Raw genomic sequence first — 19,413 nt, forward strand, 5'->3', positions numbered from 1 at the left:
GGGGTCCGGGGTCGGTGGGCACCGGCACCTCTCCCCCAACCACGCCCCCGAATGACCTCGATCGAACTGGAAACCGGCTCCCCTGGCCTCCCGCGACCAGGCATGGCTGCCAGCACGAGCCTCGATGAAGGGGTTGGGAAGTGGAAGACGCGCCTCGTTGTCGCAGTAGGCTCCGTGCTCATCTGCGCTCTCCTGGCGGAGGCCGCTGTACGCGTCTACTCGGCGGTCGCCTTCCCCAGGATGATGCAGCTGGAGAAGAGTCTGGGATGGCAGCACGCGGCGGATCGCGAGAAGTCGTTCACGAACGAGGATGGCGAAGTGCACCTCTACGTCCAGGATGAGTACGGGCAGAGGCCACTGCCGGAAGCGCTTCGTTCGGCCTCGCGCACCACGAGCGTTCTCGTCCTCGGAGATTCCTTCACCGAGGCCGTTCAGGTGGCTGGCGACGAGGCGTTCACAGCGCGGCTCGCCGGGGCGGACCCGACCCTCAACGTGATCAACGCGGGAGTGGGCGCCTACGGCACCGTCCAGCAGTACCTCTTCCTGCGTGACAGGGGCGAGGCCTTTGCCCCGAACCTCGTCTTGCTCGTCGCCTACGAGAACGACCTGACGGACAACTTCATGTCCTGCTCGCCGAGGATCGGACCGCGCCCGCGAGCGACGATCGAGGGCGACGAGGTTCGCATCATCGAGGATCTCGATGATGCCGAGTTCCTGCAGTTCGTCGCCCCCGCCCCATTCCGCTCCTTCTTGATCAAGCGAAGCTACCTCTTCTATGCGTTCAACGATCGCGTGTGGCGCAGACAGAACTACGAGGACTTCGTCGAGAAAGAGCTGAAACTGTCGAACGCCGTGCCCGTCGCCACCCAGAAGCGCATCTTCCTCGAAATGGTCGACAGGATCCGCGACCTCACGGAGGCGCGCGGCGCGAGGTTCGCCCTGGCGCTCATCCCCTCCCACGCGACGGTCCTGGCGGGCGATGACCCGTGGCACGCCGAAGTGGCTGCCCACGCGAAGGCCAGCGGCTATCCGTTCCTCTCTCTCCTCTCCACCTTCAAGGATCCGGCGAGCGGGCGCTGCTACTTCGACAAGGACATCCACTGGACCCGAAACGGTCACAAGGCCGCGGCCGAGGCGCTCCTCCCGTTCTGCCAGGAAGCGCTGGATCGCGGGGAGTAACCGCTTGCCGAAGCCAGAAGCCCTGAACCCCATGACTCGCGTCGGCTGAGATGGCATCGAGTGCGGTTCCCCAGCGGACTCCGTCCCCGAGCCAGGCCTTCAGCCGGGCTGGTCGAGCGACTCGACCCAATGGGCTCGATCATGGGCTCGTCTCGGCTGGAGTGACGTTTCTCACTGCTTGCGATTCATGTGGCATGGGCGGGTACCATCGAGTGAGTCTCGGCGGCGTCAGCGGAAGGTGACCGTTTTCGCCTCGGTGAAGTTGGAGGCGCCAGCGCCACCTATATCTCGGTACCAGGCCTGAAACACGAATGTGTCGCCCGGGTCGATCGGCCCGCCGATCGAGGTCGGAAAGGTCGCGGTTTGGATGACCATCTCCGCGTGGCCGGAGGGAAGTGCCTGGGTGGTCCCAAGCCGCGCCGCGGTACCTGAGATGCAGAGGTTGCCCGAGCTGTTGCCAGGGGAGCCCACAAAGCCTGGCGTGCTGCCAGCGAGAAGGATGGCGAAGGAGTTAGGGGGAAGCTGCTCGCACTCCAGCCGGAGCGACCCTGCAGAAGCGTAGATGTAGCCGTACACCGATAGGAGCCCGGGCACTCCCTGGCTGTTGGGAACACCGCTGCACACCGGCGCTCCGAAGGGTAGTTCGTAAACAAAGGTCGCACCGACTCCGGGGACTCCCGCGACATTGAACGTGTAGGCTCCTACAATGGCCACACCCTCTTCAAGTGCCACGTCAATGCCAGCGTGGGTCGCGGCCTGTACCGTGTTAGCTGGTGGATGAAAGTGAATGAGCTGCTGCCAACCATTGACTCCATTCTCAAAGAGGTAGGCGCCGCCATCCTCCTGTGTGCCGTTGATGCTCGCAAGCGACGCGCCGATCAATAGACGGTCACCCACGAGGGAAAGAGAAGCACCAAAGCGATCGCCTACCGTTCCGAGTGGGACGAAGTCGTTGGCTTGCAAGGACTCCGACCAGAGGTACTGGCTGCCATCCCAATGAAAGATGCGCGCGGCTCCGCGACTGGGTCCAAATCCGTCGCTCAAATCTCCGAAGATCACCATCCCTTGATCGTCGGTCACGACCGCTCTGCTCGTGTGATCGACTGCGCGGCCGAACCGCTGTATTTCGGACCAAGTGCCATTGACTTCCTCCAGGACCACCGCCTCCTGACCGTGATTGAGAATCATGCGATTCTGATCGAAGGCCATACCGCGTCCCACACGGTAGTCGTTGGCACCCGTGAACTGGAAAGTCTCCTTGTGCGTCCACTGCGTCCCGACCAGTTCGAAAGAAACGAATCCACCGGTCTGGCGGGATCCGTACCGATGCGCTGGCGTGGCGGAGTAGAGGTCTCCGTCGTGAATGTGTAGATCGAAGCCGAGATTCGCGGACGCGGTTCTTCCGGGGAAGTCAAAGATGAACTGGATCAGCTCATAGCCCTGAGGACCGCGCCTGTAGATAAGAATCCCGCCGTCGGCAAAATTGGGTGAAGAGAGCAGCGGCGCGCCTACGAACAGGTAGTCATCCAGCGTCAGAATCGAGCTCCCGTACAGCCAGGGGTAGCCAGCCCATGTGCGCGGAGGTGTCAACTCCTGTCTCAGCTCCCATCCCGCGCTTCCGCGCTGGTAGATCATCACGCTGCCGCAGTGGACGAAACCAGGAATGCTCTCGAGGTACTTCTGGACGTACAGCCAGTCGCCATCGAGGTGTACGGTCAATCCGATCCCGTCGCCCGCGGTCGGATTGGCATTGTCCGTCAAGACCTCGTCAGGATAGAGGTCGCCTGAAGGAGAGAGCACGGAAGCGAGTGCGAAGAATAGGTGTGGAAGCAGCATGGGAACTCGGGGAAACACGCACGGAAGAGAGTGACTTGTAAGAGGCGGAGCAGAATTCCTGCCCCGCCGATGGCCGGTCCGAGGAGCGAATTACTCGTCTGGCAGAGATGGTGGGGGTAGCGGGCGCTGCTACTTCGAAAGGGACATCCACTGGACCCGAAACGGTCACAAGGCCGCAGCCGAGGCGCTGCTGCCGTTCTGCCAGGAAACGCTCGATCGCGGGAAGTAACCGCTTCCCTAAGCCAGAAGCCAGAAGCCAGAAGCCCCGAGCCCCAAGCCCGGAGCCCCATGACTCGCGTCGGCTGAGATGGCATCGAACGCGGTTCCCCAGCGGACTCCGTCCCCGAGCCAGGCCTTCAGCCGGGCTGGTCGAGCGACTCGACCCAATGGGCTCGATCATGGGCTCGTTTCGGCTGGAGTGACGTTTCTCACTGCTTGCCATTCATGTGGCATGGGCGGGTACCACCAAGTGAGACTCGGCGGCGTCAGCGGAAGGTGACCGTTTTCGCCTCGGTGAAGTTGGAGGCGCCAGCGCCACCCATATCTCGGTACCAGGCCTGAAACACGAACGTGTCGCCCGGGTCGATCGGCCCGCCGATCGAGGTCGGAAAGGTCGCGGTTTGGATGACCATCTCCGCGTGGCCGGAGGGAAGTGCCTGGGTGGTCCCAAGCCGCGCCGCGGTACCTGAGATGCAGAGGTTGCCCGAGCTGTTGCCAGGGGAGCCCACAAAGCCTGGTGTGCTGCCAGCCAGAAGAATGGCGAAGGAGTTAGGAGGAAGCTGCTCGCACTCAAGCCGGAGCGACCCTGCAGAAGCGTAGATGTAGCCGTACACGGATAGGAGCCCGGGCACTCCCTGGCTGTTGGGAACACCGCTGCACACCGGCGCGCCGAAGGGTAGTTCGTAGACGAAGGTCGCGCCTACCCCGGGAACTCCCGCCACGTCGTGCTTGTAGGCGCCAGCGATGACGACCCCCTCGTCAAGGGCCACGTCTATTCCTGCGGAGGTCCCGGTCTGTATCGAGCCCATCGGCGGATGATAATGGATGACCTGCTGCCAACCGTTGGGACCATCCTCGAAGAGGTAGGCGCCCCCGTCGACCTGTGTGGCATTAATACTGGCGCCCGGCGCACCGATCAGCAGCCGATTGCCTGAGAGCGAAAGAGAAGTGCCAAAACGATCGCCCACCGTCCCGAATGGGACGAAGTCGTTGGCTTGCAAGGACTCCGACCAGAGGTACTGGCTGCCATCCCAGTGAAAGATGCGCACGGCTCCGCGACTGGGTCCAAATCCGTCGTTCAAGTCTCCGAAGATCACCATCCCTTGATCGTCGGCCACGACCGCTTTGCTCGTGTGATCGACTGCGCGGCCGAATCGCTGAATCTCCGACCAGGTGCCATTGACTTCCTCCAGGACCACCGCCTCCTGACCGTGATTGAGAATCATGCGATTTTGATCGAAGGCCATACCGCGTCCCACGCGGTAGTCGTTGGCTCCCGTGAACTGGAAAGTCTCCTTGTGCGTCCACTGCGTCCCGACCAGTTCGAAAGAAACGAATCCACCGGTCTGGCGGGATCCGTACCGATGCGCTGGCGTGGCGGAGTAGAGGTCTCCGTCGTGAATGTGTAGATCGAAGCCGAGATTCGCGGACGCGGTTCTTCCGGGGAAGTCAAAGATGAACTGGATCAGCTCATAGCCCTGAGGACCGCGCTTGTAAATAAGAATCCCGCCGTCGGCAAAATTGGGTGAAGAGAGCAGCGGCGCGCCTACGAACAGGTAGTCATCCAGCGTCAGAATCGAGCTCCCGTACAGCCAGGGGTAGCCAGCCCATGTGCGCGGAGGTGTCAACTCCTGTCTCAGCTCCCATCCTGCGCTTCCGCGCTGGTAGATCATCACGCTGCCGCAGTGGACGAAACCAGGAATGCTCTCGAGGTACTTCTGGACGTACAGCCAGTCGCCATCGAGGTGTACGGTCAATCCGATCCCGTCGCCCGCGGTCGGATTGGCATTGTCCGTCAAGACCTCGTCAGGATAGAGGTCGCCTGAAGGAGAGAGCACGGAAGCGAGTGCGAAGAATAGGTGTGGAAGCAGCATGGGAACTTGGGGAGACAGTCACAGGAAAGAGTCACTAGCAAAAGGCGGAGCAGAGATCCTGCTCCGCCCATGGCTGGGCCAAGGGAGGGTTCACTCGCCTGGCTGAACCTCGTGACATACCATGTCGATACTCGTCGGCACGTTGCGCAAACGGGTGCGATACAGCTCACTCGGATACGGGTCGTTGTTCGCTGGAATCGAGGCTGAGCCGTCGACATTCGGCCAGTCCGGGACGATCGTGAAGAGTGGAGCGCCAGAGGTCAGCCCGGTGTCTCGGCAGGGAGACGAAAACTGTAGGCGAAGGTCTCGTCCGGGGACGTCCACGAAGAGAGGGCCCAGATCGATGTTGCTCGCGGTGTTCTGGCCGTAGACTGCAGGCGTGGAAGCCAGGACGACTTCGATGTCGGAGAAGGTCGCGTAGAGGCCGGCACCGAAGACCTGGGCTTGCCCGGAATTCGAGCCCGGCCCGGTAATAGCATCTCCCGCAGCCGGACCGCCACCGGCCGCAAGCGTGCTATACACGATCGAGTTGATCATGTGATTGCAAGCCAGATTGCTCGGGTAGGACTGCATCGCAGCCACCCAGATCGTTCCACCGCCTCGCTGAGACGAGGCAATCGAATCCGTTTGCAGGACGAAATTGTAGGCCATCGTGCAGTTGAGGAAGGTGTTCACGCCACCGTTCTCATAGGTCTCTGAGAGGAAGCAGGCCGCGCCGCGGCCCCTCACCGAGTTGTTCGTGAACCGAGAGTTGTACACCCACATATTGAGACCAGCGTTCGGCGAGGTGAGGACTCTCTGATTCCGATCTCCGAAGTAGATGGCCCCACCGCCTTGCGCCGCGATGACCTGATCATTGCTGCTCTGTAATCCGGCAGAATTCCGCGTGAAGAAGCAGTCCATGATCCAGCTCGGCTCGGCGACGGTGAATCCTGGAGACGGTAGGGACGGTACCCCATACTCCGCAAGATGGATCGCCCCACCCGTTTTGCGAGCGAAGTTGTTCTCGAAGATGCAACCATGAAGGCGAACGCCTCCGCTCGACTCCTGACCAGAGAATCCACCGGGCTCGCGGCCAACGTAGATCCCAGCGCCCCGATCAGCCAGATTGTCACGAATGTAGCAACCGTTCACTCGCAAGTCAGAATTGCGGCAGAGGATCCCACCTCCCACACCGTTGGGGCCGAAGATCCCCTGGGCGTTGCCATCCACGATGGTGAAGCTCTCGATCCGAGTTTCGGCAGGGCCCTCACCGATGGTCACCACGTGCCGGCAGTTGTCCGAGGGGTCGTTGGTAGTGCCGATGTCGCCGGACAGGATTGTCGCCCTCGCCGAGCCGGTGCGGGATTCCTCGAACAGATCACCGGGTCGGAACCCACCGATGACGGCAATTCCATTGGGAACAGAGAACGTCGAGCCCAGTGTACCGCCTTGGGGTAGATACAGCCCTTCAGCGACCCATACTTCCGTGAAGGCTCCACCGTTTGCGATGTTGTCTAGAGCATCCTGCGGGTGGACGTAGGCCGTATCCCAGAAGAGCCCATCGTGTGTCCCGGTCATCGGGTCCAAGGCTCCGTTCACCTTCAGCTCTTGGCTGAAGCTGGTTGAAGATGTCAGCACGCTAAGCGTGCAGATCGTCATGAGGCGAGAGGCGAGAAATCATGATCTGTGGCAAGGCTGATGAAGTCCGGAAGCACGGCGATCGCGATCCGGAGTTGCTGAGAAGGAGCGAGGATGAACAAGGAGCCCCAGGGTGGCAACCCCCGGGTGCCAGGACGAGCAAGGTCATTCTCCCTCATTAGGGACGCTACGGCCTTGTCGAAGATGTGGCTACCCGACAAACAAGAAATATCTTAGGAAAGCTCAAGGAGACGAGATTCCCTGGAGCCCAGCAGACATGGTTTTACGAATGATCCGTCTGAACGCGTATCCGCTCGCGACGCGAGATTAGAGATGGTAGGGGTAGCGGAGCCAGCGAAACTTCTGAGAGAAACGTTGGCCCGTCCACGGCATTCGCAGGGGCCCATCGGAGCGCCGCCATCGCATCGCGGCCATCGAGATGCAGATTCTTTCCTTGGCGACGTTCCAGAGGCCGGTCGCGCTGCGCTTCAGCCCCGGGAACGAGCGCCTGGCGACGGAGTGCATCGAACCTCCTCGCCGGTGAACGCCGGGACGGCGACGAGAGGGTCCGCACGGGCGCGTGGAAGCGGAACAGTTCCTGCAAAGCCAAGATAGACATGGGCGGCGTTTGCCTGATGGACGATCTCTCCGCGGCCTACGGTGATCCGTGCGAAAGGCGCGGGAGGTCCTCCCTAAATCACCAGGCCGAGTCGGTCCGCTTCGGGCGACCGTCATCCCCTCCCTCGGTCGTGGATTCGACGGCGTCCGGCCGGAGTTCCGGTCCCCCACGGGGCCCCGCGATGGACCCCTTCCTCGCGGGCGGCGTTAGCGTCTTGACGCCGAGCGTCACTTCCTCGGCGGCGGCGGTCATCGCTTCCCAAGCGCTCCTGCGCGTCAGCTGCGCCTCGAAGAACGAGCGCCCCCGGCGGGCGAGGTCGGCGCGATTGCCTTCGCTGGCCCAGAGATCCGTGATCGCCTGCCGCAGAGCTCCCACGTCGCCCGGCGCCACCATTCGCGCCGCTCGGCCCTGATCCACGTAGTCCACGATCCCGGGCACTTCGGTGACGACCTGCGGGATCTCCAGCGCCAGGCCCTCCAGCACCACCATCTGGCCTGCGGAGTGTTCCACCGGCTGCAGCGGAGTCACGAGGACTCGCGCGCCGCCGAGGTACGCGCGGAACTTGGCGCCGTAGCAGTCGCGCAGGAGATGGATGTTCGGCGGAAGTCCGCCGCCTCCGATCTCGCTGGCCTTGTCGCAGGCGATATAGAGCGGCAGACCGAGCGGCTCGACCGCCCCGATCAGCGTCGCGTAGTCGCGGGACGAGCGCCCAGCGCTGAAGAGGTAGGGCTCGGTCGGCGTCTCGAACGCCGCGGCGCCCTCGGATTCGTGCGGGTCCACGGCGAAACCGAAGGGCTGAAAGCGCAGCTTCCCCGACCCGCTCGGGTACCACTCCGCGTAGAGATCGAGGTCGTGGCGAGTGTGGCAGAACGCGAGATCCGCCTCGGCCAGCACGCGGCCGTAGTAGAGCCGTCGAAGCCGCGAACTCAGCCCGCGCCCGTTCTGTGCCACGATGAAGTTCACGAGCGCGACCCGCGGGCGGGCCCCGCGCACCAAGCGTCGCCGAAGGGTGAAGACGAGGAGTTCGAGGTGCGTGTTGACGAAGAGGAAGTCAGGCCGCGGACGCTCCGAGAGCGTATCCCCGCTCTTCTTCCAGGCGCTCCAAATCAGCCGCCACCACCCCACCACCTGCTCAAGTCGGGTGCGATGCGCCATATCCGGGCCGCCGGGAACGATGCGAAACCCGGCCCCGATCCCGTCGAGTTCGGCCCGGAAGAATCGATTCTCGTGGGCAGAGAAGCGGTTGTGGATATCGATGCGCAGCTGCAAGGTGACGTACCACCCCTGATGATGCGCGACGAACCCAACAGGCGGCATCTACCCGGGCGGTCTGACCTGAATTACGCAATCCGAACAAGCCCCAGGGCCCGGTAGCCGCCCACGGCCTAATCGGAAAGCTGCGGAGCGAGGAACGCCCGAACCTCTCCGATCGCTCCCTGCACCTCCACCGCCGTGATCTCGCCCGCCTCGAAGGGAGTGAGCGACAGGACGCAGATCTTCGACACCGGCTCCCTGAAGGTCGCGCGGACTTCGCGCTCGACGCCATCCGGCGTGACGCCGCGGATCAGCACGTCGATCTCCTCCGGACTGCCCGTCCACTGGATGGTGACCACATCGTGGAGCCCGACCGACACCGCCTCTGATGCACCCTGGAGCCCGTGGTCTCCGCTCGGCTCCAGCGGGATCTCCACGGCATGTTCGAGGTCCGCGTCGACCTCGACCGTGACGGTCACGGTGGCGGTGGGTGCCGCCCCCTGCGCCGCCACGATGCCGACCTCCGACCCATCGGGCAGGGATTGAATCACCGGCAAGAGGACTTCGTGCTCCCCCGGCCCGAGGACCCAGTACTGAAGAGCGCCCGTGGAGCGCAGCTGCCACTCCGTCGAGTCGTCGCCCCATGTCTTGATACGCAGCTGAAGCACGCCGTCGCCGCTGGAAAGCAACGTCCCCTCCGGGAAGAGGACCTTCCCGCCACGCCGCGGCTTCTCCGCGAAGGTGAACGGCCCCAACAGGTCCACAGGCAACGGCAGGGTCCCCGCCTCCGTGGTGCCCGTGAAGAACGCCGCCAGACTCTGCTGCGCCGAGTGAGACCCCGCGCCGATCTGAAACGCCTGATGGATCGGGAACTCGTACAGCACGCGGCTCGGGAAACGGCGCCCGCTGAACTTGCCAGCGAAGTACGCCAGCGAGCCGCCGAAGGGCGTACCGGCGATTCCGCCCGGGTAGACCACTCGGCCAAGTGCCACGGCGACCAGCTCGGCGAAAGCAAAGTTCCGGGTGAAGCTGGAACCGACCACAGCGACGTCGACGTCCGTCGGCAGCTTCTTCATGCGCTTGAGCACCTCGCGCGGCCGAAGGTAGGGACGGATGGAGACATCCCCATTGATCCAATCCACCGCGGGATGGTCGCGTTGGATCGCGGCGAAGTCGAGGAGCAGTGCAGGCGCAGCTGTCGGTGCCTCTTGCAGCCAGAGCTTCGTCTCGTGGGTCACGAGCTCCGGATAGGTCTCGGCGATAGAGCGCGCCAGCGCCTTCTCGCCACCAAAGGCCCAATGCGTGTCTCGGCGGAGATAGCGCCCCTCCGCCGGAACGTCTTCCCAGGCCCGCGTCACGTCGAGCAGCGTCACACCGCGCTCCCGAAGGGCTTGAACGATCCCGGCGTCGTATTCAGGGTCAGACTTCATCCCGCGTGGAAGCTTCTCGGCGCAGGCGACGGCCTTGCGTGGAACAGGAATGAACGTCACCGCGGAGCCCATACGGGCCAGGCGCCGCTGGATCGCCGCGCCAGTCTGGCCCATGAGGCGAATGCCGCGGTCACGGGTTGCAGCGGGTGGCTGAATCCTGTCCCTGAGAAACAGCCATCCGTCCTGGCCCGCCACGAGGTCCGCAGGGACGGTGTTCAAGACCTTCATGACGAAGGCCGACCAGAAGGGCGCAAGAGAACGACGCACGCGCGATCGCGCCTTGAGGTGGGTCTCCCACCCACTCGCAAGCGATCCATCCCACGGATTCTGCTGTAGCTTGGCCTGCATGAGGTCGCGGGCTTCCTGGCCGATCGGCTTGACGACGGGCGCTGGAAAGAGCGTGTCCATGGCCGTGGTGCCGAGGATCACCAGGGCGCCGAGTAGCAGGAGGGCAAGCGAGATCTTCCGCACGCCCGGCCCCATGGCAACGGGTCCACCGTCCTCTTCGCCCGGTACGTGAATCAGCTCGTCCATCAGAATTGGAAGTACAGGAAGGGAACGTTGGCCGCTCGATGCAGGTGCATCAAGGACACGAGGAAAAGCAGGAACACGACCATCATCCACCAAGCCCTCGGGGCGGCCGCTTGCTCCTGCGTCGTGCGGAACCCCCAGACCACGATCGGCGCGGCGATCATGGCCAGGGTCTGCATGGGCGTCCACTCGATGAAGAGCCCCGCGCCCGCGCCGCTGGAGGCACCGACCATCGCCCCCATCATGCGAAATGCATCTCCCATGGAGTCCGCGCGGAAGAAGACCCAACCGAAGACCACGAGCACGAAGGTCAGGAGATTCTGTGCAAAGGCTGGCAGTCCTCCGAAGAGACTACGCTTGCCCGAGAGTCGCTCCAGGATCAGCCAGAACCCCTGGTAAGCGCCCCAGGCGATGAACGTCCAGGCCGCACCGTGCCAGAGGCCCCCGAGGAGCATCGTGAGCGCGAGGTTCACGTAGGTGCGCACGGCCCCCTTGCGGTTCCCGCCGAGCGGTACGTACAGGTAGTCCCGCAGGAACGACGACAGCGAGATGTGCCAGCGCCGCCAGAACTCCGTGATGCTCCGCGAGATGTAGGGCCGGTTGAAGTTGACCGGGAACCGGAAGCCGATCAGCAGCCCGAGGCCGATGGCCATGTCCGAGTAGCCCGAGAAGTCGAAGTAGATCTGGAAGGTGTAGCTGAGAGCCGCCACCCAGGCCTCCAACACGCTGAGCGAGTCTGCGCCGAAGCCAGCGTCTGCAGCGATGGCAAAGGTATCGGCGAGCAGCACCTTCTTCGCCATGCCGGCCTGGAAGATCAGGGCTCCGATGGCCGCCTTCTCCAGGCTGTGCGTCCGCGTGCGAAGCTGCTCCGCCACCGACCGATAGCGCACGATCGGGCCAGCGACCAGCTGGGGGAACATGGACACGTAGCAAGCGAAGTCCCTGAAGCTCGACGCGGGCTCGGCATCGCCCCGATACACGTCAACGGTGTAGCTGAGGGTCTGGAAGGTGTAGAAGGAGATACCGACGGGCAGCACCACGGCCGTCCAGGACACCTGATCATGCCCCATCGAGGCGAGGATCCCGTTGAGCGTCTCCACGCCGAAGTTGGCGTACTTGAAGTAGGCCAGGAGCCCCAGGTTGGACAAGCAGGACAAGAGAACGAAACGCTTGCCGCTCCGCTCTCTCCTCCGGTCCCGAACGATGCCCTTGCCGCACGAGTAGTCGACTAGCGTCGACACCCACATCAGCAGAACGAAGTCCGGCCGCCACCATCCGTAGAACACGTAGCTGAAGAGCGCGATGATCCAGGACCGCCATGCCCTCGGAGCCAGGTAGTAGGCGGCCAGGAACGCCGGAAGGAAGACGTAGAGAAAAACGTAGCTGGTGAGGAGCATGGGGACGCACCTCCTTTCTAGCGGGCTCTTCGGGGAAAGGCCATCGGTTGCGGCGCTTCCTCCGGCCCGGACGCCAGTTCACCGGCGAACGTCCAGCTCTGAACCATCGCGGGTCTCGTTGGGAGATCAGAAGCCCGCCCGGATCTCCACCTCACCGCCCGGCCACGCCTCACTTCATCGTGGCGAACACGATGTCGTCGATCCCCACCCAGAGCCCATCAGCGGTGGCATGATCCACGATCTCCAGCACCGCCTGCTTCCCACGGAACTCCGACACGTCCCAGAAGATCCCGAGTGAGTCCTCGCTCTCGTTCCCCTGCTCCGTCCGCACGGCCTGCCCGTCGACCAGGAGCGTGACGGACGTGAGTTCGTCCCCGAAGTCGAGCATGCGGAAGCGAATCTCATCATGCTCGATCACGAAGGGTTCGCTCACCTGCTCCAGTTCCCCTTCGAGGCCCCGCGACATCGCCGCGTGCTCCGAAGAGTAGATGTGCAAGCCGTGGGCGCGTGCGGCCTCCCGAAGCGAGGCGGGCTGCTCCGTGAACGACTTGGCCCATGCGCCCACGGAACCGCCGCTCTCGAAGTCATCGAACACGATTCGCTCGGCGTCGGTCCGTGATCGCACCTCGTTGAAGGCCACCGCATGCTTGGCGCCCGCCCACTGCGTGAAGCGAATCGAAGCCACCCGTCCGCGCCAGGGCGCCAGATCGAAGACGACGCGCTCGAACCGGGGATCCTCGGCATCGAAGTGGCCGATGGACGAGAGGACCGCCTGACCATCCACGAGAAGCTGAGCGCCCGTGAGAATCTCCGACTTGGCCGCGAGAAGGAACTCGAGGGAATCGAAGTCGATGCGGAAGGACGGAGACTCTGCGCCGTGTTCCCCGGGTCCCACCAGCATGAACTCGTCTTCGTAGGGCTGACCGTCGTAGTCAAGTTTGAGCAGGGCTCCGACCCGCGTCGCGATCCCGCCCTGCTCGATCCAATGGTGCCGTCCCCTTCGGTCGAGACGGAACTCGAAGGGCGACGCGATGTCGGGTGCATCCGAATCGCCCACGTTCCGGGCGCCGCCGAGAATGCTGTCGAATCGCGCGTCGAGCACCTCTTTCCGCAGCCCGAGTTCGAAGCGAGTGCCGGCCGTGAAGACGGTCAGGTATCCCTTGGGCATCCGGCCGTTTCCGCAGACGAAGAGCCCGGGTTGGCGCTCCTCGAGGATCTCTTGCAACGTCGTCCGCCGCGAGCTGCTGCCGTGGAAGTAGATGCCCTTGGTGACGAGCCCTGCTTGATCGATCGCCGGGTTGTCCGAGAGGTAGGCGAAGTAGCCGGGCTCGAGGGTCAGCAGGGCCTGGTCCGAAAGACCAGCGCTGACGACGAAACGCGCCATGGTCTCGTACGCCTCGACGCGATACCGATACTGGCCGCCGTCCGAGAACATTTTCTCCTTTTGCTCGACGTGGGGCACGACCGCAACCGCGACGAGATAGAGAACGGGGAGAAGCGCTACCTCCGTGAGAGGGAGAATTCGAAGCCACTTCAAGAGGCTTGCGAGTCCGAGCATCGACAGGAGCACGGCGCAGTAGGTGGCGGGCGCGGGATACCAGAGAAACTGAATGCTCGGTCCGATCAGCGAATAGCCGGCCATCAGCGCGAGCGGATAGAGAGCCAGGATTCGGGTGCCGATGCTGCGCTCCCTCAGAGCGACGACGAACCCTGCGATCACGCCCGCGCCGAGCACCAGGGCGAGAACGAGGCTCGCGTGGTCGCCGAGAACATCCCAGGGCCCGGGTCTCTTGAGCCAGCTCGTCGAGAGCTCCCACTGCCGCGCCGACGCTGCCGTGAGGTACGTCAAGGGCCCCGTGTCCCCTGTCTTGGCGCCGAGGGTGTTCGGAAAGACGCTGCCGAAGTACCACTGAGCGAACGCCAGCCAGGGCAGGACGAGCGCCGTGGAGAGCAGCCCGAGACGAACGGGGACCCGGCGGTCCCGCCAGGCGAGCAGCCCGAAGTAGAGGATGGCGAAGAGAGCCGCGTCGTACCGAGTGAGGAACGCGAAGGCCACCAGGACGGCACCGAGCCTGAAGCGCTCGAGGGTCGCTGCCCAAACGGCTCCCATCAGGAGGGCGATCAGGAACGGCGTCTCCAGCCCGAAGAATCGGTAGAGTTCCGGACCGCCGGCGCTGCAGAACACCGCGAACGCAACGCCCAGAATCGGAGCTCCCCGCCCCCGCAGCATGAATCCGCCGAGCAGCCCGACGGTGGCGATGGCACCGACGAAGAGGAGCCCCGACGCGGTCGGAATGTCCGCGCCGAGGAAGCCGAGGAGGGCCAGGATGAGCGTGTAGAGCGGCGCGGTCGTGCCGAGCACCCTTTCGCCCTCGGTGAAGACGAAGCCCCGTCCGTTCGCGATGTTGTCCGCATACCGGTACGTGATGTAGGCGTCCTCGAAGATGTACTCCGAGAAAGTCCGCCAGATGAACACCGCGCCGAGGATGGCCGTCGCCCACAGGAGAAGAAGCGTGATCGCCGAGATTCCTCGCTGGATCGGGCTCTTCTCGGCGGCTTCACTCACCGGGTTCGGCACCGTCGATATGGGACTCGTCAGGGCAGCTGTCATCGGGAGATCTCCCTGGTCAGCGTCCGGGCCGAGCGAGCTCGATCAGGGCTCGAAGGGGCCGGAGACCCGGCGTGTTCGATGGTTTCTTCTACGGAAGGGTGGAGCACGAAGAAACCTACCTTGGCAGCGGGAGCTGGGCGGGCGGTCATGGGACAGGAGCTTGGAGGCCGACGAGAACTCGGGGAACAGCAGACGCGGGGGGGCCTGCTCGGGAAGGCGTGAGGGCGCTGGTATTCGAACCGCTCACGCATCCATTCGGTGCTGAAAACCGAGCAGAGACCCCAAAACGGGCCTTCGCGCGTCTCGGGATGCAGCCCGCTGGCACCAACGGAAGACGCGGCAGCGCAGATCCCCTGGATCCACGCCGCCGCGTTCATTCACCTGACGGTGGGTGCTCAGTAGCTGTCGTCGTAGCCGCCGCCCGAGCTGCTGCCCGTGTCGGCCCAGCCGCCGCCGTAGCCGCCGCCACCACCGCCGCCGCGGCGCGCGCCGCCGCGTCGGAAGCCGCCGCCGCCGCGACGGGCTCCGCCGCCGTAGCCGCCGCCGCCACCGCTGTCGCCATAGCCGCCGCCACCGCCACGGTAGCCACCACCGCCGCCGCCGCGGTAGCCGCCACCACCGCCACCGCCGCGGTAGCCGCCGCCACCACCGCCGCCGCGGTAGCCGCCGCCACCGCCGCCGCCGCGGTAGCCACCACCACCGCCGCCGCGATAGCCGCCACCACCACCGCCGCCGCGGTAGCTGCCCTGGCCTTCCGCTGCCGCGTTATCCATGTCCGGAGCCGTCGCGAGACGGGCCGTCACTTCACGGCCGCGCACCTGGGCACCCGACATCGACGAGACCACGCGATCGCTGTGACGCTCGGGGACCTCGACGAAGCTGTAGCGGGAGAAGATGTCGATCGAGCCGATCGCCGACCCTTCGATTCCGGTCTCGCCCGCGATCGCGCCGACGAGGTCGCCAGGACGGATCCCGTCCATGCGTCCGGCGCTGATGAAGAGACGCGACATTCCATCCTCGACCGGCTTGTAGGAGCGGCCGCCCGAACTGGGGCGCGACGACTCGTAGCCGCCACGGCTCGGTGCTTCCTCGAAGCGGGGGCGCGACGCCGCCGCCGGAGCTGCAGCGGCCGCCTGAGCCGGCGCCGCCTGCGTGTTCGTGTCATAGCTCGCGCCGCTGCGGCGCGCGCGGGATCCAGGCTTGGCCTGCTCCACCTCGTACCCTGCGATGCGTTCCAGCACCTCGGGCTCCTGGGCACGGCGCGCGAGGCGCGCCAGCGCTGCGGCGATCTCTGAGGGATCGCGATCGGTCTCGGCAACCACCTCTTTCACCAGGTCGCTGTACATCTCCAGCCCTTCCTCTTCCTGAAGGCTCAGGATGATGGCGGACTTGAACTGGGCCAATGGCACCTCTTCAACGGCGTCGGTCATTTTCTCTTTATCCTTTTCTGGCCAGGCCTCTCGGGCCGGCACGATTCATCGGGGTTCGCCAAAACGGTGGCGCCCTCGGGGCTCACATGGCCCTCGGTATCCGCAGGTCCAACGGACCTCGGGGGAGAAAAGGCTACCCGAGCCATGGGGCCAGCGCCCATTCTCGCGTCACAATCTCCGCATACGGCCCCGAACCGCCAACCCAGGGCCCCACATTGATGACCGAATCCAAGGAAGCCCAGGGCGCGATTCTGCCCGACGAGCCGTCGACGCCCCCCACTCGCCCCTCCGTCCGCCAGTCCCTGCGGGGCTACTTCCGTGGCCTGGGTGCTGCCCGGCGAGGTCTCCTCCTCGTGCTCTTCCTCGCAGTGGCCACGCGCCTCGGATACGCGTTCTCCAGGAGCCTCGTCCTCGACGAGTTCCACAGCTACTACCACGCGACCGCCGCGAACTGGGACGCGTTCCTGGAGGGCCTCTACCGGGACAACCATCCCCCGCTCTCGTTCCTCGTCATCGGGGCAGCGGCCTCCGCGTTCGGCCGCGCGGAGTGGGCCTTGCGCTCGCCCGCGTTCCTCTTCGGGCTGCTCGAGATCGCGCTGGTCGCCTCGTGGGCGGGGAGCCTCGTTCGCAGGTCGGAGGAAGAGCCGCGCGGCTCCGCCTGGAGCCGCGCCCATGCCCCGATCTGGGCGGCCGCGATGCTCGCCGCGTCGACCCTGCACTTTGACTACGGTACCCAGGCTCGCATGTACGCGGGCCTCTCCCTCTGCGTCACGATCGCGACCTACGCGGCGATGACGATGCTCGTGCGGGACGACGAGGAGACGGGAGGCCAGCCGATGCTCGGCGCCACCTTGGCCTTCGCCTTCGCCGCGGCGGCCGCGTTCCACATGCACTACTTCGCCATCCAGTACTTCGGCGTGCTGACCGGCGCCTTCGTGGTGGTCGCGCTCGTGACGGGCAAGTGGGTCGCGCTGAGCATGTACTCGATCGCCGCCTTCGTCGCCTTCGTCGCTTCCTTGCCCTGGGCCGTGACCGGCTTCTTCCATCAGCTCAGGCACAACCTTCCGCCAGGGGGCGACGACGTCCGCTTCCAGTCGCTCGGCGAGGCCTTCGTTCAGCTTTTCTTCCACAACATCCGCTTCGGCGGGCCGATCGGACGGATCGCTTTCATCGGCGGCGCGGGGCTCGTGCTGCTGATCGCGCTTCGCGGCTTGGGCCTCGCGCTCGCTTCGAAGAAGCTGCGCGCGCCCGTGCTCTTGATGGCGACCACGGCCTTTGCCGTACCGGTCCTCAGCTGGGCCGTCGCGCTCTACGTGCCGCGCGCGGGCTTCACCTGGCACTACGTGCTCCCTTCCGCCGGCGCCATGGCCGTGCTGTTCGCCCTCGGGGCGCGCGGCCGCGTCGCGGGCGCGATTGCCGCCGTGCCGCTCTTCCTCGCCACGGTGCTCGTGGCGCTGCACCTCGCGAACCCGGCCACCGAGGACTTCCGTGGCGCCGTCGCGCACGCGCTCGAAAAGGTGAAGACCGCTCCCTCGGAGGAGGTCACGCGCGTGATCTCCGTCGAATGGCAGCCAGCGCTCTTCCCCCAGGGCCAGCCCTGGGACTACTACGCGCCCAGGCTCGCCAGCGGCACGCCGCCAGAGCGCGAGCCGATGCTGGAGGGGAAATTCACGGTCCAATCCGTCGAGCGACTCGACGACGCGGACCGCGTCATCGTGATCTGCCGTTCCATGCCCGGAAACCAGCACCTCATGCAGGTACTTCGGAAGCGCTTTCCGCAACACACCTCCACCCCCTTCGGCTTCGGCCTCGACGTGCTCGTCTACACGCGGTGAATCCGGTCGATCGGCGCCAGACGAGTCAGCGATCGCCGGCGAGCGCCCTCAAGCTTTCATCGGACTGTGCCCTGAGCCCTCCGGCCGCTGCTCCTTCGGAGCCCTGATTCCAGGCTCCCACCAGGCGAAGGAACGGTGATTCGATCACCGCTCCCTGACCGACCTTGAGCCGGATCACCGCGAGCGCTCCCTCGAAGTCCGCGCCGAGGTTCTCTCCTCGCGCGCTTTCGAACGTCGCGGCATCGTCGGCGAAGGCGAATCGATCGCCGGAGAAAGGCCGCGAGTCCTCCAGCAACCGCTTCCGGAAACCCCGACGCGCCGCGCGCAGCTCGGGCGAAAGGGCGCGGCCCTCGGGCTGCAGAAGTTCGTCCGATTCGAAGAGGATCATCCCGTCGACGAGCGCCTGCTCCGCCAGCCAGGAAAGAGCCTCGACGCGGCGCCCGCGCGCCACGCCAGCCGCCTCGATCGCTGGCGCGTCGAGTGGCGCCGCCGAGGTGGGAAAGCGCGGAGCCAGCACGACGGAGAGGCCAGAAGCACGAGCGAGCCGCGCGAACGAGATCAGGACGCCGTCGCCCTCGCTCGTGATTGGATCCGAAGGTCCGCCGAACGGCTCGACCGGAACGGTCACGCCCAGGAGGATCCCTGCGAAGCCGAGGTCACCGAGCCGCGCGAGGTCGCCCGCGAGTTCGCGTCCGATCTCCGCCGGAAGGTCGAGCGACACGTACGCGCCCTCGGTCACGGAGCGTGGGTACGCGAGCCTGGGCTCGATCGGCGACTGATCGAAGCTCTTGTCCCACGCGGCCTCGAGTTTCGGCAGGAACTCCGACTCCGGGGTCGTGGCCAGGGGCCAGACCGCCCGAACGTTCTGACCCGTGGCGACCAGGAGGCTGCGCGCGAGCCGGGTTTCCGCTGGCGCCATGGGAAGGCGACCGCGGGCTTCCACGAACCCGAGCACTTCCCCGGGCTTCACCTCGGCGGTGCGGCTCTCGATCTCGGAGAGGCTGAATCCGGCGCAGCTTCCCATCAGGCCATGGATGAGACCGCGCTCGAACCAGGGCGAGGCTGGCTCGCCGAGCCTCGACCGTAGCTCGGCCTGAACCATGGCGAAGAGCGCATCATCCGTGCTGACGGCCAGGCCCGGCTGGACGATCAGCTCACGCGAGGTCTCGTCGAACCATCCCGAGCGGTCTGCGCCCGCGCGGACGGCGCCTGCGCGCGCGCGAATCGGTCCTGCGTCGACGGCCTCACCCGCCAGGGAAGACACGACCTGGATCAGCCGGGCGGCGCGGGCCTCGAGGTCCGCCTGCGCGGGATTGGATCGCCGCAGGGGGCCACTCCCCGGCGCCAGCGCCCCGGGCGCCGAAGAAAACCCGCCCATCCCGGCGGTCCACGCGTCCGCGGTGCCCATCCAGGGTCCCGCCGTGCAGGCGAACGGGAAAAGGCAAAGGTGCACCAGCGCGTTCAGTCGACTCACCATGGACAGCAGCCTACCCCATGGCCAGCGCCCCGGGCACGTCCATCCCCGCGCACCTGCTCCGTTCGACCCCGTGACCTGGCGGTGACACATTCTCCGCGTGT

General features: G+C 65.3%; 11 protein-coding genes. 2 read left to right on the forward strand and 9 right to left on the reverse strand.

Annotated features, from left to right (window positions below):
• The first annotated feature begins 174 nt into the window (after positions 1-174).
• A complete protein-coding gene (locus Poly30_RS19930; protein ID WP_145201342.1) occupies positions 175-1,179 on the forward strand; it encodes an SGNH/GDSL hydrolase family protein in 1,005 nt (334 codons plus the stop codon).
• Between the two features lie 228 nt (positions 1,180-1,407).
• Here the strand turns inward: Poly30_RS19930 and Poly30_RS19935 are convergent, their stop codons facing one another.
• The 8 genes from Poly30_RS19935 to Poly30_RS19970 form a co-directional block, all read right to left on the reverse strand.
• A complete protein-coding gene (locus tag Poly30_RS19935; protein ID WP_419191379.1) occupies positions 1,408-2,814 on the reverse strand; it encodes an FG-GAP repeat protein in 1,407 nt (468 codons plus the stop codon).
• A 686-nt stretch (positions 2,815-3,500) separates the two neighbouring features.
• On the reverse strand, positions 3,501-5,108 hold the full coding sequence (locus tag Poly30_RS19940; protein ID WP_145201348.1) for an FG-GAP repeat protein: 1,608 nt from the start codon (positions 5,106-5,108) through the stop codon (positions 3,501-3,503).
• Between the two features lie 90 nt (positions 5,109-5,198).
• Positions 5,199-6,749: a hypothetical protein gene (locus tag Poly30_RS19945; protein WP_145201350.1), complete on the reverse strand. Its 1,551-nt coding sequence runs from the start codon at positions 6,747-6,749 to the stop codon at positions 5,199-5,201.
• A gap of 676 nt (positions 6,750-7,425) precedes the next feature.
• Positions 7,426-8,616, reverse strand: a complete 1,191-nt coding sequence (locus Poly30_RS19950; RefSeq protein ID WP_419190407.1) for a glycosyltransferase — start codon at positions 8,614-8,616, stop codon at positions 7,426-7,428.
• Between the two features lie 116 nt (positions 8,617-8,732).
• The gene (locus Poly30_RS19955; RefSeq protein ID WP_145201356.1) at positions 8,733-10,565 is read right to left on the reverse strand and encodes an alginate O-acetyltransferase AlgX-related protein; all 1,833 of its coding nucleotides are present in this window, start codon (positions 10,563-10,565) and stop codon (positions 8,733-8,735) included.
• On the reverse strand, positions 10,565-11,959 hold the full coding sequence (locus Poly30_RS19960) for an MBOAT family O-acyltransferase (protein ID WP_145201359.1): 1,395 nt from the start codon (positions 11,957-11,959) through the stop codon (positions 10,565-10,567). Before Poly30_RS19960 ends, Poly30_RS19955 begins: the two co-directional genes overlap by 1 nt.
• 169 nt (positions 11,960-12,128) lie before the next feature.
• Entirely contained in the window at positions 12,129-14,570 is a 2,442-nt protein-coding gene (locus Poly30_RS19965; RefSeq protein WP_145201362.1) for a hypothetical protein, read from the reverse strand.
• 395 nt (positions 14,571-14,965) lie between these two features.
• Positions 14,966-16,000, reverse strand: a complete 1,035-nt coding sequence (locus Poly30_RS19970; protein WP_145201365.1) for a DbpA RNA binding domain-containing protein — start codon at positions 15,998-16,000, stop codon at positions 14,966-14,968.
• Between the two features lie 218 nt (positions 16,001-16,218).
• Between Poly30_RS19970 and Poly30_RS19975 the strand changes: the two genes are divergently transcribed.
• The gene (locus Poly30_RS19975) at positions 16,219-17,835 is read left to right on the forward strand and encodes a hypothetical protein (protein WP_145201368.1); all 1,617 of its coding nucleotides are present in this window, start codon (positions 16,219-16,221) and stop codon (positions 17,833-17,835) included.
• Positions 17,836-17,860: 25 nt separating this feature from the next.
• Here the strand turns inward: Poly30_RS19975 and Poly30_RS19980 are convergent, their stop codons facing one another.
• Complete coding sequence (locus Poly30_RS19980; RefSeq protein ID WP_145201371.1) at positions 17,861-19,312, reverse strand: hypothetical protein; 1,452 nt, start codon at positions 19,310-19,312, stop codon at positions 17,861-17,863.
• Between the last annotated feature and the right edge of the window lie 101 nt (positions 19,313-19,413).

This window comes from Saltatorellus ferox (assembly GCA_007751475.1).
Classification (GTDB): domain Bacteria; phylum Planctomycetota; class UBA1135; order UBA1135.

Coding starts and splice junctions, on each gene's coding strand:
- Poly30_RS19980 (WP_145201371.1), bottom strand. CDS start 19,312: ATGGTGAGTCGACTGAACGCGCTGGTGCACCTTTGCCTTTTCCCGTTC.
- Poly30_RS19935 (WP_419191379.1), bottom strand. CDS start 2,814: ATGATCTACCAGCGCGGAAGCGCGGGATGGGAGCTGAGACAGGAGTTG.
- Poly30_RS19975 (WP_145201368.1), top strand. CDS start 16,219: ATGACCGAATCCAAGGAAGCCCAGGGCGCGATTCTGCCCGACGAGCCG.
- Poly30_RS19970 (WP_145201365.1), bottom strand. CDS start 16,000: ATGACCGACGCCGTTGAAGAGGTGCCATTGGCCCAGTTCAAGTCCGCC.
- Poly30_RS19960 (WP_145201359.1), bottom strand. CDS start 11,959: ATGCTCCTCACCAGCTACGTTTTTCTCTACGTCTTCCTTCCGGCGTTC.
- Poly30_RS19955 (WP_145201356.1), bottom strand. CDS start 10,565: ATGGACGAGCTGATTCACGTACCGGGCGAAGAGGACGGTGGACCCGTT.
- Poly30_RS19940 (WP_145201348.1), bottom strand. CDS start 5,108: ATGCTGCTTCCACACCTATTCTTCGCACTCGCTTCCGTGCTCTCTCCT.
- Poly30_RS19965 (WP_145201362.1), bottom strand. CDS start 14,570: ATGACAGCTGCCCTGACGAGTCCCATATCGACGGTGCCGAACCCGGTG.
- Poly30_RS19945 (WP_145201350.1), bottom strand. CDS start 6,749: ATGACGATCTGCACGCTTAGCGTGCTGACATCTTCAACCAGCTTCAGC.